Genomic DNA, 14,454 nt, shown 5'->3' with positions numbered 1-14,454 from the left:
GGGCGGTATCCCTGAAATCAGATGACCGATGCGCAAAGGATTTCCAAGGTACTCCTGGGAATGCGTTGTCCCGCGACGCGAAGATCGCGAGTGACGCCAGAAGGCAATGTTGCTTATTTGTTAAGTAACTGAAATTACTGCAACATTGAACGCCGCATAACAGCACTAGCAAGCCGATTATTAGCTAAAATTTACAATAACTAAGTCGTCTTTATTGTAAAAATTTTCGAAAGATTGCGCCAAGTGCCGCGAGGCAATTTCGTTGCCCGGCTTTGTGACCGTCCACTTCCGGAGCGAATCGAATTTCGCATAGAAAGATCACAGTTAAAGCCGCGCCGGCTGCTTGAGAGCCGGCGCGGCTTGAAACGGTATCTGCGTCGGATCGGGCTAGCCGATTCCGTCGAACAGAGCTGACGAGATGTAGCGCTCGGCGAACGAGCAGGCGATCGTGACGATTCGCTTGCCCTGGAACTCCGGCCGCTTGGCCAGCTCGAGCGCTGCGGCGACGTTGCCGCCGGTGGAGATGCCGCCCGGGATACCCTCGAGGCGGGCCAGCGCCCGTGAGGTCTCGAAGGCGGTGTCGTTGGAGACCTTGAGGACGCCGTCGAGGATGTCCGTGTGCAGGTTACCGGGGATGAAGCCCGCGCCGATGCCCTGGATCTTGTGCGGACCGGGCTGGCCTCCGGAGATGACCGGCGAATCCACCGGCTCGACGGCGAAGACTTGCAGCCCCGGCAGGCGCGGCTTCAAGACCTCGCCGACACCGGTCACCGTCCCGCCCGTGCCGACGCCAGCCACGAACGCGTCGAGCTTGCCGCCCGTGTCGGTCCAGATCTCCTCGGCGGTGGTCTTCCGATGGATCTCGGGGTTGGCCGGGTTCGAGAATTGCTGCGGCATCACCGAGCCGGGGATCTCCTTCAGCAGTTCCTCCGCCTTGGCGATAGCGCCCTTCATGCCCTGTGCACCCGGGGTCAGCGCCAGTTCGGCGCCGAGAAACGCCAGCATCTTGCGCCGCTCGATGGACATCGTCTCGGGCATCACCAGGATCAGCCGGTAACCGCGGGCCGCGGCCACGAAGGCCAACGCGATTCCGGTATTGCCGGATGTCGGCTCGACCAGCGTACCGCCCGGCTGCAGCTTGCCCGAGGCTTCGAGGGCGTCGATCATGTTGACGCCGATCCGATCCTTCACGCTGGAGATCGGGTTGAAGAACTCGAGCTTCAGCAGGATCTCGGCATCGACGCCGTGCTCCTTGGGCAGGCGGTTGAGGCGCACCAACGGAGTGTTGCCGATGGTCTCTGTGATCGAGCCGTAGACACGGCCGTGTCCGACCTTCGCCGGCGCGTTGAGGGAATCGGCCATCGCGGAACTCCTGCAGGTGACGGGTCGAACAGATGTCGGGTCCGCGCGGTCCGGGCCAAGGGGGGCTGCGGCAGGCCGGCAGACGGGAGGCTGCGATATCGCGTCGCCGAACCCGGTGCAATTAGGCTAAGTGGCCTGTACGAAAGTTCTTTTTGCCAATTCCGTGGATTGAAGACGAATATGGGAGACCGTCGCTGACGCGCAGGGCTTTTGTGGAATATTGTTCTCCCGAAGCGATCGCGGTAAGCCGTCCGATAGAGGTGTCACATGGAACGCGATGGTGCCGCAGCGACTCGCCGCGTGGCTCTCACGGCGGCTTTCGGCCTTCTGGTCGCCCGAACCGCGCGGGCTGCCGAGACGGCGCACGTCGTGCTCGCCACCGCGACGGCCGGTGGCGGCTTCCCGGCTTTCGGGGACGCCTTCGCGATGGCGATCAAGGCGGCGGATCCCGATCTGACTATCGAGACGCGCGCGAGCGGCGGATCGGCGGAGAATGTCGCGCTCCTGCGGGCCGGCCGGGTCGATCTGGCGCTGATCCAGGGGGAATACGCCTATCCCGCACTGGCCGAGCCCGGCGGCCTCACGGTCCTGGCTCCGATGTATCCCACGCCGGGCTTGTTCGCCGTCCCGGCAGCGAGCCCGATCCACTCCGTCGAGGATCTGCGCGGGCGGACGGTGGTGCTGGGCACGCACAAGTCCGGATTGACCGTCATGGGCGGCAGTGTCCTCGAAGCGTCGAGCCTCGACCCGGCGCACGACATCCGCCCGATCCTGCTCGACCGGGCGGGCGACGGCCCGCCCATGGTTCAGGATGGCCGTGCTGACGCGCTCTGGGGCGGCGGTCTCGGATGGCCCGGTTTCATCGCGATGGCGAATGCGCCGGGCGGCGCACGCTTCTTCGGCCCATCCGAAGCCGGCATCGCGCGCCTCGCACGACCCGGCGCGGCTCTCAAGCGCCTGACCGTGCCGGCCGGCAGCTTCGCCGGGCAGCCCGTCGCAATCGAGACGGTGGGCTCTTGGAGCCTCGTCCTGGTGCGACCGGGCTTCGATCCGGAGACGGCTTTCCGAATCGTCCGCGCGCTGGCCCGGGCCGACATGGCTGCGCGGCATCCGCAAGGTGCGGACACCCATCCCAAAAATCTCGCCGGGGTCGTGCCGGCATCCCAGCTCAACCCCGGCACCCTGCGCTATCTCGGCGAGACCGGCGTTTCGGTTCGCTGACGCCCGGTCTCTACCGGAACGAGGCGACGCGGCGGTCGCGCTTGCGCTCTGCAGCGGGCTGGTAGGCAATTTCGGCGTGGTGGGTGCAGTACGGCAATCCTGTGATCGAGCGCGCGCCGCAGAACCGGAACTCCGGCGTGGTCGGATCGCCCAGTGGCCACCGGCACATGGATTCCCGCAGGTCCATGATCGTGACCCGCTTCGACACCGCCAGGGCCACCGGCTCGGGGGCGGGGGCCGGCGTCGGGAAGACCGGTGCCGGCCGATGCGCCAGGATCGCCACCGGCTCAGGAGCCTGCGTCTCGACCACCGCGATGGCGGTCTCGATCTCGACGGCCTTGGGGGTTGGCGTTGAAGCGGGAGCCTCTTCGGCGCCCCGGGCGCGACCGCCCAGGCCGAGGCGATGCACTTTGCCGATCACCGCGTTGCGGGTGACGCCGCCGAGCTGCGCCGCAATCTTGCTCGCGCTTTGCCCGTCTTCCCACAGCCGGCGCAGGAGCGCCACGCGATCATCTGTCCAGCTCAGGCCCGCTTCCATAGTCCCCCTCCGCCCCCTGCGGCCCGCGCGCTCAGCCGAGGTGACGCAAGGCGTTCCGGGCCGATCAAGACCCTCGCAGCTCATCAAGAGCCGTGCGAACCGCACCCGTGCGCGTCACCCATGCGCCTCGGCTGCCGCACCACGTGCGACACCCTGTCTCGTCAGGCCACGACCGGACCCTAGCGCGGCGCTCGCGCCGCTTGCAAGGGCGGCTCATTGCCCGAGTCGCCCCCTGTCCACCGGCAATGCCCGGTCGGCCTTGGAAGGTGGTTACCCGTCGCCGGAGGGCGTCGTGAGCCCGACGTGACGTGTCGCCGGCGTCACAGCCCGACGTAATCGCATCACAATCGTACCGAATGCTAAGCTTGACCGGAACGAGGTCACGGCCGAGCTGCTTCCTTGTGGCAGAAGGGGCGAGCGTTGCTGTTTTCCGAGGTGAGGACGATGGGTTACCGTCAGGGGGGTCTGCGCGCGTTACTCGCGCTCGGGCTGGCCGGCCAGGTCGCGGCCTGCGGCAGCGTCCCACGCACGGCCTACACCGCCGAGCAGGCGGCGCTCGCCAGCGTGCCCGGGATACCGGGCGCACGCGTCTACGCCGACGCATCGGTCGATACGATCGCGGAACTCGCCGGCAATCCGCTGCGCCGTTCAGCGGGCTTCAACTACCTGGCGCTGTCGGGCGGCGGTGGCGACGGCGCCTACGGGGCCGGCGTCTTGAACGGTTGGACGGCATCGGGCACGCGCCCGGAATTCACTCTGGTCTCCGGCGTGTCGACCGGGGCGTTGATCGCCCCCTTCGCGTTCCTGGGACCGGCCTACGACGCGTACCTCACCGAGTTCTACACCAGCGGCGTCGCCGGCGAACTCGTGACGTCGCCCAGCATCTCCAACATCCTGTTCGGCTCCGGCCTGTTCGGCGACGGGCGCCTGCGCAACCTGATCGCCCGCTACGTCACCCCGGAACTGCTCACCGCCATCGCCGAGGAGCACGCCAAGGGCCGCCGCCTGATGGTGGTGACGACCAACCTCGATTCGCAGCGCTCGGTGATCTGGAACATGGGCGCCATCGCGTCGAGCGGTGCGCCGAACGCCCTGGATCTGTTCCGCGACGTGCTGGCTGCGTCCGCCAGCGTCCCGGCGGTGTTCCCGCCGCAGATGATCGACGTGAACGCGGCCGATGCCCGGTTCCAGGAGATGCATGTCGACGGGTCCGTGGTCACCCCGGTCTTCACGCTGCCGCAGACGCTGCTGCTGCGCGACGGGAAGATCCGCACCGGTGGCAAGGCCAACATCTACGTGGTGATCAACGGCCGGCTGGAGCCCGACTTCGAGGTGACGAAAAACAACACCCTGTCCATCGTCGAGCGTTCGTTCACGACGGCGAGCCGCGCCCGCTCCCGTGCAACCTTGACCGCGACCTACGCGCTGGCCCGCAGCAACGGGATGAGCTTCAACCTCACATACATCGACGAGGACGGCCCGAAGGCCTCGGCCGCGAAGGGCTTCGACACCGCCTACATGCGGGCGCTCTATCAGGAGGGTCTCGGGAAGGGCCGCACCGGCACCTTCTGGCAACACACCGTCCCGGCCTCGCCGACGCTCAAGCAGACCGCGGCGGCGGTCGCGAACTGACGGTCGCAAACAGCGACGCCGCGCATCCGACCGGGCGCGCGGCGCTGCGACTGTGGTTACTTGCCCAGGATCTTGGTGACCAGGCGGCCGATCGGCGTCGCGGTGCTGGCGTTCCGGTCATCGCGGTCGATGGGGCGATTCTCGTTGCCGAGAAGCTTGGTGACGATGCGTCCGATCAGGCTCATGGATCTCTCCCGGCGTTCGCGCCAAAACGGCGCAGCTTGCCCATTAACGGGTGATGCGTGCGGGGCGTTCCCGGCGGAACGCCGTCAGACCTGCATCAGCCGGATGTTGTTGGTGTTCCCCACGGTGTGGAACGGGATTCCGGCCGTCACGACGATGATGTCGTTCGGCTTCGCGAAGCCCTCCGCCCGCGCGTACTGGCCGGCCTTGGCGGTCATCTCCTCGTAGGAATCGACGTCGTCGGTGTGGACGCTATGCGCGCCCCAGAGCAGGCACAGACGCCGCGAGGTGGCGAGACTCGGGGTCAGCGCCAGGATCGACGACGCGGGGCGCTTGCGCGCGACCCTGGCGGCCGTCGTCCCGCTCGTGGTGTAGGTTACGATCGCGGCGGCGTGCACCGCCTCGGCCAAGTCCGCTGTGGCGGTGGCCACCGCGTGGGGTGGGGTCTCCTCCTCGCTGGGCTCGGAAGCCGCCACGATCGAGTGGTAGAGCTTGTGCCCCTCCACGCTGCGGATGATCCGATCCATCATCGACACGGCTTCGACCGGGTACTTCCCGGTGGCCGATTCCGCCGACAGCATCACCGCGTCGGCACCGTCGTAGATCGCCGTCGCGACATCCGATGCCTCGGCCCGGGTCGGGGCCGGGGCCTGGACCATCGAGTCGAGCATCTGGGTCGCCACGATCACGGGCTTCACGGCGAGCCGACAGGCTCGGATCAGCTCCTTCTGCCGCCCGGGCACGTCCTCGTGCGGAATCTCGACGCCGAGATCGCCCCGGGCGACCATCACGGCATCCGAGAGCCGGATGATGTCGTCGATCCGTTCCAGCGCCTGCGGTTTCTCGATCTTCGACATGATGCCGGCGCGATCACCGATGATGCCGCGCGCCTCGATCAGGTCTGATGGTTTCTGGACGAAGGACAGCGCGACCCAGTCGACGCCGAGGTCGAGCCCGAAGGCGAGGTCCCCACGGTCCTTCTCGGTGAGGGGCGACAGGTCCAGGAGCGTACCCGGCAGGTTGACGCCCTTGCGGTTCGAGATGACGCCGCCCGTGATCACCTCGGCGGTGATCGCGTCCCGCTCCGGCCCGAGGACGCGGACCCGCACCCGCCCGTCGTCGATCAGGAGTTCCTGTCCGGGCACCACCGCGGTGAAGATTTCCGGGTGGTGGAGCGGGATCGCCTGCTTGTCGCCGTCGGCTCCTTCGAGGACGAAGCGGATCGTCTCCCCGGCGACCAGATCCTGGCGTCCGCCCTGCAGCGTGCCGATGCGGATCTTCGGTCCCTGCAGATCCTGCAGGATGCCGATCGGGCGACCGACCTCCCGCTCGAGGGCGCGGATCGCCGCGTGGACCTTGGCGTGGTCCTCCTGCACGCCGTGGCTGAAGTTGAGCCGGAAGGTGTCGACGCCGGCGAGGAACAGGTCGCGCAACCGGTTTGGTGCCGAGCTGGCCGGGCCGACCGTAGCGACGATCTTTGCGTGGCGGTGACGGCGCATGCGGGCCTCTGCCATGAAGACGATCTCCGGGAATCGGCCGGGCGATCGGGCCCGCCGACGGCCCCCACATTGGTAAGAATGGGCGCGGAGGCGAGCTTTTTCTGGCGGTCCGGAGACATTCGCCGTTCGGACCGCGCCCTATTTGGCGATCTCCCGGGCGATGCCGGCGAGCCCATCGTCGTAGATTCCGGTGATGTCCTTGAGGGCGTCGGCGTCGCTCATGCCCTCGGCGTCGAAGGTCGCGGTCCAGACCACCGTGGAGCCCGTGCCGTTCGGGCGGACCGCCAGGGTAGCGTTGTAGGCACGCACCGGCAGCGGGCCCTGGATGAAGCTGTAGCTGTAGCTCATGGCCGCCTCGTCGCGGGCGGTCTCGACCTCGACGATCGTGCCCAGGCCGCCCTTCGCCACCAGACCGCGGATCTGTGCGCGGATGCCGTCGTCGTCGTCCTCGCGCGAGAGGATGCAGCGCTCGACCTGCGGGTGCCACAGCCCGATCGCGCAGAAATCGCCGATCAACGCCCAGATTGCGGCGGGCGGTGCCGGGATGTCGCGGCTGCGGGTGACCTCGAGGGCGCAGGCCGGGCCGGCCGCCAGCAGGCCTGCGGCGCAGATCACCCACAGGGCGGGTCGTTTCACGATGGGGCCTCCGCAGAACGTCGTCGATGGAAAGTAGGGCGCCTGCCGAGCGAAGCCCATCGGGCTACCGGGGCCGACGATGCCTGGATACCAATGGGTCAGGCCGGTAAGACGACGCTGCCGATCGGTCGCCACGACGGTGCGCTTCGATGGGTACCCCTTGACAGGCTTTGAGTCGGAGACGCCGATGGACGATCGCCCCTGGCCGGCCTTCATCGCAGAGCGTGGCTGGCGGCCCCTGTCGCGCCGCTGGCGATTCGCTTGTGCGCTCGGAATCGCGGCTCTTGCCTCCGCGCCGGGGCTGGCCATGGCCGCGCCCGGGGATAGCCCGCCAGCCGTGTCTTTCGAATCCTGCCGCGGCGATTTGATCGCCTGGGCGACAACGCACGACGTCCCACATTCCGTCGCGCAGGCGCAGTTGGGTGACTTGCAGCCGGACGCGGAGGTGCTGGCGGCGACGCAGAATCAGGGAGAGTTCGTCCGGCCGATCTGGGACTACATCGAGGCCAGCGTGACGCCGGCGCGGATCGAGGCCGGTCAGCGCAAGCTGGCGGAGCTGGCGACACCGCTGGCGGCCATCGAGGCGCAGTACGGCGTCGACCGCTACACGCTTGTGGCCTTCTGGGGCGTCGAGTCGAGCTACGGTGCCGTCCTCGACAATAGCGCCGTGGTGCGGCCCGTGGTGCGCGCGCTCGCGTCGCTGAGCTGCGGGGATCCCAGCCGGTCGTCCTACTGGCGCGACGAGTTGACCGCCGCGCTGCAGATCATCGCCCGTGGAGAGGCGCCCCTCGACCGCATGCCGGGCGGCCTGACTGGGTCCTGGGCCGGCGCGATGGGCCATACCCAGTTCATGCCCAGCGTCTACCAGCGCTACGCGGTGGATTTCGACGGGGATGGGAAGCGGGACATCTGGACGTCGGCCCCGGACGCACTCGCCTCCACGGCGAATTATCTGCGCGATCACGGCTGGCGGTCCGGCGAAGGCTGGGGCTACGAAGTGGTGCTGCCGGACGGGTTCGAAGCTGCGCTGGCCGACGAGACCACGCCGCGCAGCCTCGCGGCGTGGCGGGACCTCGGCGTGAGGCTCACCCGGGATCGCCCCATCCCGGACGAGGCCGCGACGGCGACCCTGATCCTGCCTGCGGGAATTCGCGGGCCCGCCTTCCTGCTCCGGCCGAATTTTTCCGCGATCCTGCGCTACAACACGGCTCTGGCGTATGCCTTGACCGTGGCGCTGCTCTCGGACCGCCTGCGCGGCGATCCGGGTCTGTCGCGCGACTGGCCCCGGGGTGACCGGCCGCTCACCGGGGACGAGCGCCGCGACCTTCAGACCCGGCTGAGCGAGCGCGGCTACGCCACCGGCGGCGTCGACGGGAAGATCGGCCCGAAGACCCGGGCGGCCCTGCGCGCCTATCAGGGTTCGCAGGGGCTGCCGGCGGATGGCTACGCCGACGCGGCGCTGCTGGACCGCATCCGCGCGGCGCCATGAGAGGCGCCGCAGGCCAGATGGGCGCTCAGGCCAGGAAGGCCGGCTCGTCCCGGGCCAGGACCCGCTTGACGCTTTCGAGGTGCAGGCGCGCGCTCTCGGCGCGGCCGGCGGCTTCCTGAGCGGCCACGCGCTTCACGATCTCCTCGGGGACGGTTTTGATTGTGCGGCCCGCGCTCATGGCGAGCACCTGTGCCTGGGCGGCGCGCTCCAGGTAGTAGAGGTCGTCCCAAGCTTCCGCGATGGTCTCGCCCAGCACCATGACGCCGTGGTTCTTCAGGAACACCACGTCGGCCTCGCCGGCACTCCGGGCGATCCGTTCGCCCTCGCTCGCGTCGAGCGCCAGCCCATTGTAATCCTCATCCACGGCGATACGGCCGTAGAATCGCAGGGCGGTCTGCCCGGCCCAGAGCAGCGGCTGCCCCTCCAGCATGGCCAGCGCCGTCGCGTAGGGCATGTGGGTGTGGAAGGCGGCCCGGGCGTTCGGCTTCAGCCGGTGCAACTCGGCATGGATGTGGAAGGCCGTCGCCTCGGGCTGGCCGTCGCCCTCGACCACGTTGCCGTGGAAATCGCACAGCAGCAGGCTAGACGCCGTCACCTCGGCGAAAGCCAGGCCGTAGGGGTTGACCAGGAACAGGTCCGGACGCTCCGGCAGCACAGCCGAGAAGTGGTTGCAGATCCCCTCTTCGAGGCCGTTGCGCGCGGCCCAGCGCAGGCAGGCCGCCAAATCGATCCGGGCGCGGCGGACGCTGTCCGCGTTCAGGGGCTCGTTGGCGCGCACGGGGGGCGTTCCAGAGGCTGTGACGGCGTGCGCCATGCGGGAAGGCTCTCTCTATCTCGGTTCGGATCCGGGCCGCCGGAATCAGGCAGACCGGTATTATACGCGGTCGCGCGGCCCTGCGGACCATTGTTGCGTGGATACCATCAGGCTTGCCCGTCGGTGACGCCGCCGACGAGGTTGAGCCCGAGCAGGAAATCGGAGGCGAAATCCGTGCGCACCACCGGATCACGCCCCATAGGCTCCCGCAACGCTTCGCGTTCGGCCCGGCGGGCCGCCACCGCCTCGGCCACGGTGACGCTGCGGAACGACAGCGTGGTCCCGCCCTGCGCCTGAGCGAGGCGCCCGAGATCCGGCCCGATCACGGTGGCGATCTTCGGATAGCCGCCGGTCGACTGCCGGTCCGCCATCAGGATGATCGGCAGGCCGTTGCCGGGCACCTGGATCGCCCCCATCGCCACCCCGTCCGAGACGATGTCGTGGCCCTTGGTGTGCTTGAGCGGCGTTCCGTCGAGGAAGCAGGCCATGCGGTCGCCGCGCGGCGAGACGGTCCAGGGGCCGGCCAGGAAGGCATCGATCTGGTCGGAGGCGAAATAGTCGTCCTGCGGGCCGAGCACGACCCGGATTTCCATCGGATCGCGGTCAAGCCAGGGCGCGATCAGCCGGTGCGCCGAGGCCTCGCCGGGCCGGGCCTCGGCCACGGGAAGGCGGTCGCCTGCAGCCAGTCCGCGACCGTCCAGGCCGCCGAGGCCGGAGCGGGTGTGGGTCGCGGTCGATCCGAGCACCGGCGCCACGTCGAGCCGCCCCTGCACGGCGAGGTAGCCCCAGGCGCCGGACGAGCCGGCGCGCACCGTCAGCGTCCGGCCCGCCTCCAGGGTCAGCGCGACCGCGTCGGGAAGGGGAACTCCGTCGAGGGTGATCCGGAAACTCCGGGAGACCATGGCGATGCCGAGCGGCCCGCCGTCGGCCGTGACGGTGAGGCCGCCGGTGGAGACCTCGATGGCGGTGGCGTCCAGGGGATTGCCCGCCGCGCGGTTGGCGGTGGCGTGCATCAGCGGGTCCATCGGGCCCGCGGCCGTGATGCCGTAGCGCAGGTAGCCGTGCCGGCCGCCATCCTGCAGCGTCACGCCGGGCCCGGCGGCCTCGATGACGAGGGCGGTCATCGATCGGCCTCCCCACGGCGGGCGACCGGCTCGCCCGCCGCCTCCCGGGCGGTCAGGGCATCGAAGGTCGCGACGTCCACGGCCTCGAACCGGATCAGGTCGCCGGCACCGACGAAGAAGCTCTCGCTGCGCTCCGGGGCGTAGAGCCGGGCCGGAGTGGCGCCGATCACGTACCAGCCCGTGGGCATCGGCACGGTGGCCACTGCGGCCAGGCCTCCGCCGACCACCACGGCGTTTTTCGGATGCGGGGGCCGCGGGCTCGCGCGCCTGGGTACCGCGAGGGTCTTGGGCAGGCCGCCGAGATAGGCGAAGCCCGGTGCGAATCCGTACATGTAGACCCGGTAGGTGGCTCCGGCATGGGTCGCCACCACGGCGTCGGCGGAGAGCCCGGTGCGTTCGGCGACCTGCGCGATGTCCTCACCGTGGGGAGCGTCGTAGCAGCAGGGCAGCGTCCAGAGGGTCGGCGTGCCGACACGGGCGACGGCGCCGGCGACCAGCGCCCGCACTCGCTCCGCCAGCGTCTCACGGTCGAGCACCAGCGGATCGTAGTGGAGCATCAGGGAGCGGTAGGTCGGCACGCGCTCGCGCAATCCCTCCGGCGGATCGGCGCCGAGGGCGTCGTCGAGCGCCAGGACCCGGTCGCTGATCGTGGGATCGACGGTGCTGCCGAATTCGACCACCAGCGCTGCCTCACCGGAATCCAGCAGCCGCGGTTCGCTCACCGCGTCGCTCATGGGCGGAACGGCGCCAGGGTCACGCCGGCGCCTTCCAGGCGGGCGCGCACCGCCCGGGCCGTGGCGACCGCGTGCGCGGAATCCCCGTGGACGCAGATCGAGCGGATCGGCGTCGGCAGGGACTTGCCCGAGGCGGTGAGGATCGCCCCGCCCTCGACCATGCGGAGGACCCGGTCTGCGACCGCATCGGCCTCGGTGATCAGCGCGCCGGGCCGGTCGCGCGCGATCAGCAGGCCGGCTTCGGTGTAGCCGCGATCGGCGAAGATCTCCTGGTGGACCTCAAGCCCGCATGCCTCGCCCGCCGCGACCTGGGCGGTGAGTGCGATGGCCAGCAGTGCCAGGTCCCGATCGACCGCCCGGACCGCTCTGGCGATCGCGTCGGCGACGGCCCGGTCCTCGGCGGCCAGGTTGGCCAGCGCGCCGTGCGCCTTCACGTAGGTGACCCGGTGGCCGGCATAGGCGCCGAGCGCCTGCGCGGCGCCGATCTGGTAGGCGACGAGCCGTTCGATCTCGGGCGGGGTGAACGGCATGCGCCGCCGTCCGAAGCCCCAGAGGTCCGGAAAGCCCGGATGGGCGCCGACCGCCACGCCGCGCGCCTTGGCCAGCGCGAAGGTGCTGGCCATGATCTCGGGATCGCCCGCGTGCAGGCCGCAGGCGACGTTGGCGGAGGTGACAATGCCGAGGATCGCCGCATCATCCCCGCAGGCGTAGGTGCCGTAGCCCTCGCCGAGATCGGAATTCAGGTCCACGCTGGCCAACGGACTCGTCCCTTCCTGCTGCGTACCGCTCCGGGCAGGCAGGCCTGGAGGGCGGCCCGCATCGCGACCGGATCACGCTCCTTCCACACCGCCGACGCTCAGAAGTCGAGAGCGCCGGGGCGGCTGGAAGCGCGAGAGCACGAGCAAGGCCGATGCCGCGTGGTCATTTCCAGCGTGCCGGAAGCCTTTCGCGCGCAGCGCAGATCTCGGGGGCAGATCTCGGTGGCGCAGGTTCAAGGGTGCCGGCCGGATGCGGGCGGAGCGATGAGGCGTCGGCCCAGCAGAGCCAGGGTCGCGCGTCGACCGAGCTTCATCATCGGATAGAGCAGGCGCGCGCGGGACGGGCTGCGTAGCAGCCACGATAGGGCGCGGCCGATCGGGCCCCGATCCTCGCTAAGGGTCGAGAGCAGGACCAAGGCGTCCGGGCCGTAATACAGGGTCCGGCCGTGGCGGACGACCATGCCGTTGTCGAGGTCGTAACCGCGCCGGGTCAGGTCCTCGACCACCGGGCCGCCCTCCCGGGCATCGACCAGTGCCACGGTGCCGACCGATCGGCGCAGGGCCATCAGGCGCACGTAGTTGCTGCAGAACGGGCATTCGCCGTCGTAGACGACCGTGAGAGCTGCATCGGTCATGGCTTCAGATCGATCCGATGCTCGGCTTCCGAGACCAGCCTGCGGACCGGCACGCCGTCCTGCAGGCTGAGGCAGACCGATTCCCGCCGATAGATGTAGGCGACGATGTCGTGCAGGCCCACGCCGTCGAAGCTCGCTCCGTGCTGGAGCGGGACGAAGAAGTGATGCGGGTAGAAAGCATGGGGGAACGACCCCAGCCTGTCGGCAATTGCGGTGACCAGTCGGTGATAGCCGCGGATGTAGGCATCGACCGCGGGCCGATCGATCTCGATCTTGGCGAGGTCTTGCCCGGCGCCGTCCCGGGCGGTGAGGACCGGCACGTCGCAGGACAGCGACGCGACTACTTTCCGGTAGACCTGGGTTCCGCCATTCGGGTTGTCGAGGGCGAAGGCGGTCTCCGCATCCGGCGATCCGTAGGCCATGTGGGCGAAGGGATACGAGTAGAAGGTGAAGAAGTTCGTCGGGACGTAGTGGCGCCCGCCGTCCTTATCGACCGCCTGGAAGTACAACTTATTATTCGCTGCGGTGTCGTACCAGCCGAGCCGCGCCTGAGTCATGAAGCTGTTGTCGCTCAGGATGAACAGCACCGAGAGCACCCCGACCATCAGCGGCGGCCGCTGGTAATGCCGGCTGATCACCACGGCGCCGATCGCCAGGTTCAGCAGGATCCACGGGGCGAAATTGGCGCCCATGACGACCACGATGGACAGGTGCATCGCGTCGAAGCCGAGCAGCAGGATAACGAGCCAGCGCCGCGGCATCAGGATGCCGACCAGGGCCGCCCCTTGTCCGACCAGGATGAGCGTGTTCGTGAGGGGCCCGGCATGACTCAGGATCGCCCGCATGCCTTCCACCAGCCAGGCCCAGCTCGCGTAGAAGACGTGGTTGTTGTCGAGGCCGACGCTGAACAGTTTTCCTGGGTCGTTCGCGAGCAGCCAGGATGTCGGGCCGGCATCCAGCGTCACCTTGGCCAGGAAGGATGAGTAGTAGTTACCGAGGTGGATGCTGATCGCGGCGGCGATGAGAACCTTCGAGAACAGCGCACCGGCGGTGGCGATGTCGGTCCTGGCGGCAGCGGGCACGCCCGGCGATGCGCTCACGCGGGCCGTGAGGGCGATGACGCCGAGACCGGCCAGCAGGCAGAAGCTGACCTCCGCCAGGGGCACGACGTCGATGATGTGTCCGTGCCAGAGCCCCGTCACCCGGCTGACGGCGAGCTTGCTCCAGACCAGGTAGGCCGCGCCCACCACGCCGAGCGACGGCCAGCGCAGGCATAGGATCCCGCAGGCTACGGCGGCGATCCAAAGTGCCACGAGGGCGACGAGGGTCGCCAATGCCTTGAAGCCGTGCTCGACCACCGGGAAGAGCGGGTAATGCACGAGGGCGTAGGCCCCGGAGATCACGCCGATCAATTGGAGCAGCCGGACGGCGGCGGTGTCGGAGGCGGCGTAGGTCCGGCGCAGCATCGCGGCCGCCAGCAACAGCGGCAGCACGATAATGTAGTAGTTGTTCCGCTCGTCGACGATCCGCGACAGCTTGATCACCATCAGGAGCGCGGTGATCTGCGCGAGCAGGATCAAATACGGCCGGGCCTGCGCCAGCGAGAACGGTCCGGCCAGCCAGGATTCTCGGACCGTGAAGGTCTTGGTCGGATCCGAACTCGAGAGAGATCTGCCCATCGTCACGCTTCGCTGCCGGAGTGTGATGGCGGCCGCAGCGGCAGTGCGGCGACCGGGTTGCGTTCGATGGCGCGGTGATGGCCCTCGACGCTTCGGCAATCAGAGTGTCATGGTTCGGGCGCGGGCCAAGGGTAAGGTCGGCGCCGTATG

The 14,454-nt window shown here is 68.9% G+C and carries 14 protein-coding genes; 3 read left to right on the top strand and 11 right to left on the bottom strand.

What is annotated here, in order from left to right:
- Positions 1 to 387: 387 nt before the first annotated feature.
- A complete protein-coding gene (gene cysK / locus ACYQPG_RS26425) occupies positions 388 to 1,362 on the bottom strand; it encodes a cysteine synthase A (protein WP_147906798.1) in 975 nt (324 codons plus the stop codon).
- 267 nt (positions 1,363 to 1,629) lie between these two features.
- Between cysK and ACYQPG_RS26420 the strand changes: the two genes are divergently transcribed.
- The gene (locus tag ACYQPG_RS26420; RefSeq protein WP_419830641.1) at positions 1,630 to 2,583 is read left to right on the top strand and encodes a TAXI family TRAP transporter solute-binding subunit; all 954 of its coding nucleotides are present in this window, start codon (positions 1,630 to 1,632) and stop codon (positions 2,581 to 2,583) included.
- A 10-nt stretch (positions 2,584 to 2,593) separates the two neighbouring features.
- On the opposite strand, the gene ACYQPG_RS26415 is transcribed toward ACYQPG_RS26420, so the two are convergent.
- Positions 2,594 to 3,121, bottom strand: coding sequence for a GcrA family cell cycle regulator (locus tag ACYQPG_RS26415; RefSeq protein WP_147906800.1), 528 nt, complete (start codon positions 3,119 to 3,121; stop codon positions 2,594 to 2,596).
- Between the two features lie 444 nt (positions 3,122 to 3,565).
- Between ACYQPG_RS26415 and ACYQPG_RS26410 the strand changes: the two genes are divergently transcribed.
- Entirely contained in the window at positions 3,566 to 4,753 is a 1,188-nt protein-coding gene (locus tag ACYQPG_RS26410; RefSeq protein WP_147906801.1) for a patatin-like phospholipase family protein, read from the top strand.
- Positions 4,754 to 4,809: 56 nt separating this feature from the next.
- On the opposite strand, the gene ACYQPG_RS26405 is transcribed toward ACYQPG_RS26410, so the two are convergent.
- The 3 genes from ACYQPG_RS26405 to ACYQPG_RS26395 all read right to left on the bottom strand — a co-directional run bounded on the left by ACYQPG_RS26405 (position 4,810) and on the right by ACYQPG_RS26395 (position 7,071).
- Positions 4,810 to 4,938, bottom strand: a complete 129-nt coding sequence (locus ACYQPG_RS26405) for a hypothetical protein (RefSeq protein WP_007561257.1) — start codon at positions 4,936 to 4,938, stop codon at positions 4,810 to 4,812.
- Positions 4,939 to 5,022: 84 nt separating this feature from the next.
- Positions 5,023 to 6,435, bottom strand: a complete 1,413-nt coding sequence (pyk, locus tag ACYQPG_RS26400) for a pyruvate kinase (RefSeq protein ID WP_461232512.1) — start codon at positions 6,433 to 6,435, stop codon at positions 5,023 to 5,025.
- Positions 6,436 to 6,573: 138 nt separating this feature from the next.
- Positions 6,574 to 7,071, bottom strand: coding sequence for an SRPBCC family protein (locus ACYQPG_RS26395; RefSeq protein WP_419830640.1), 498 nt, complete (start codon positions 7,069 to 7,071; stop codon positions 6,574 to 6,576).
- A 187-nt stretch (positions 7,072 to 7,258) separates the two neighbouring features.
- Here ACYQPG_RS26395 and ACYQPG_RS26390 point away from each other — a divergent pair, with 187 nt between their 5' ends.
- Positions 7,259 to 8,560: a lytic murein transglycosylase gene (locus tag ACYQPG_RS26390; RefSeq protein ID WP_461232062.1), complete on the top strand. Its 1,302-nt coding sequence runs from the start codon at positions 7,259 to 7,261 to the stop codon at positions 8,558 to 8,560.
- Positions 8,561 to 8,585: 25 nt separating this feature from the next.
- On the opposite strand, the gene ACYQPG_RS26385 is transcribed toward ACYQPG_RS26390, so the two are convergent.
- From ACYQPG_RS26385 to ACYQPG_RS26360, 6 genes are all read right to left on the bottom strand, one after another.
- Positions 8,586 to 9,374, bottom strand: a complete 789-nt coding sequence (locus tag ACYQPG_RS26385) for an aldolase (RefSeq protein WP_419830638.1) — start codon at positions 9,372 to 9,374, stop codon at positions 8,586 to 8,588.
- Positions 9,375 to 9,481: 107 nt separating this feature from the next.
- Positions 9,482 to 10,498, bottom strand: a complete 1,017-nt coding sequence (locus ACYQPG_RS26380) for a 5-oxoprolinase subunit C family protein (protein ID WP_419830637.1) — start codon at positions 10,496 to 10,498, stop codon at positions 9,482 to 9,484.
- On the bottom strand, positions 10,495 to 11,232 hold the full coding sequence (locus ACYQPG_RS26375; protein ID WP_147906805.1) for a 5-oxoprolinase subunit B family protein: 738 nt from the start codon (positions 11,230 to 11,232) through the stop codon (positions 10,495 to 10,497). The genes ACYQPG_RS26380 and ACYQPG_RS26375 overlap by 4 nt, the downstream gene beginning before the upstream one ends.
- Positions 11,229 to 11,990, bottom strand: a complete 762-nt coding sequence (locus tag ACYQPG_RS26370; protein ID WP_461232061.1) for a LamB/YcsF family protein — start codon at positions 11,988 to 11,990, stop codon at positions 11,229 to 11,231. The genes ACYQPG_RS26375 and ACYQPG_RS26370 overlap by 4 nt, the downstream gene beginning before the upstream one ends.
- Before the next feature lie 233 nt (positions 11,991 to 12,223).
- Positions 12,224 to 12,625, bottom strand: a complete 402-nt coding sequence (locus tag ACYQPG_RS26365; protein ID WP_419830634.1) for a DCC1-like thiol-disulfide oxidoreductase family protein — start codon at positions 12,623 to 12,625, stop codon at positions 12,224 to 12,226.
- Positions 12,622 to 14,304, bottom strand: a complete 1,683-nt coding sequence (locus tag ACYQPG_RS26360) for a hypothetical protein (protein WP_419830633.1) — start codon at positions 14,302 to 14,304, stop codon at positions 12,622 to 12,624. The genes ACYQPG_RS26365 and ACYQPG_RS26360 overlap by 4 nt, the downstream gene beginning before the upstream one ends.
- Positions 14,305 to 14,454 lie beyond the last annotated feature (150 nt).

The sequence above is a fragment of the Methylobacterium sp. CM6246 genome (assembly GCF_054818005.1).
This window is presented reverse-complemented; position numbering and strand designations above follow the sequence as displayed.

Bases quoted from the DNA above. Each gene is read 5' to 3' on its own strand.
- cysK (WP_147906798.1), bottom strand. From the start codon at position 1,362: ATGGCCGATTCCCTCAACGCGCCGGCGAAGGTCGGACACGGCCGTGTC.
- ACYQPG_RS26420 (WP_419830641.1), top strand. From the start codon at position 1,630: ATGGAACGCGATGGTGCCGCAGCGACTCGCCGCGTGGCTCTCACGGCG.
- ACYQPG_RS26415 (WP_147906800.1), bottom strand. From the start codon at position 3,121: ATGGAAGCGGGCCTGAGCTGGACAGATGATCGCGTGGCGCTCCTGCGC.
- ACYQPG_RS26410 (WP_147906801.1), top strand. From the start codon at position 3,566: ATGGGTTACCGTCAGGGGGGTCTGCGCGCGTTACTCGCGCTCGGGCTG.
- ACYQPG_RS26405 (WP_007561257.1), bottom strand. From the start codon at position 4,938: ATGAGCCTGATCGGACGCATCGTCACCAAGCTTCTCGGCAACGAGAAT.
- pyk (WP_461232512.1), bottom strand. From the start codon at position 6,435: ATGCGCCGTCACCGCCACGCAAAGATCGTCGCTACGGTCGGCCCGGCC.
- ACYQPG_RS26390 (WP_461232062.1), top strand. From the start codon at position 7,259: ATGGACGATCGCCCCTGGCCGGCCTTCATCGCAGAGCGTGGCTGGCGG.
- ACYQPG_RS26385 (WP_419830638.1), bottom strand. From the start codon at position 9,374: ATGGCGCACGCCGTCACAGCCTCTGGAACGCCCCCCGTGCGCGCCAAC.
- ACYQPG_RS26380 (WP_419830637.1), bottom strand. From the start codon at position 10,498: ATGACCGCCCTCGTCATCGAGGCCGCCGGGCCCGGCGTGACGCTGCAG.
- ACYQPG_RS26375 (WP_147906805.1), bottom strand. From the start codon at position 11,232: ATGAGCGACGCGGTGAGCGAACCGCGGCTGCTGGATTCCGGTGAGGCA.
- ACYQPG_RS26365 (WP_419830634.1), bottom strand. From the start codon at position 12,625: ATGACCGATGCAGCTCTCACGGTCGTCTACGACGGCGAATGCCCGTTC.
- ACYQPG_RS26360 (WP_419830633.1), bottom strand. From the start codon at position 14,304: ATGGGCAGATCTCTCTCGAGTTCGGATCCGACCAAGACCTTCACGGTC.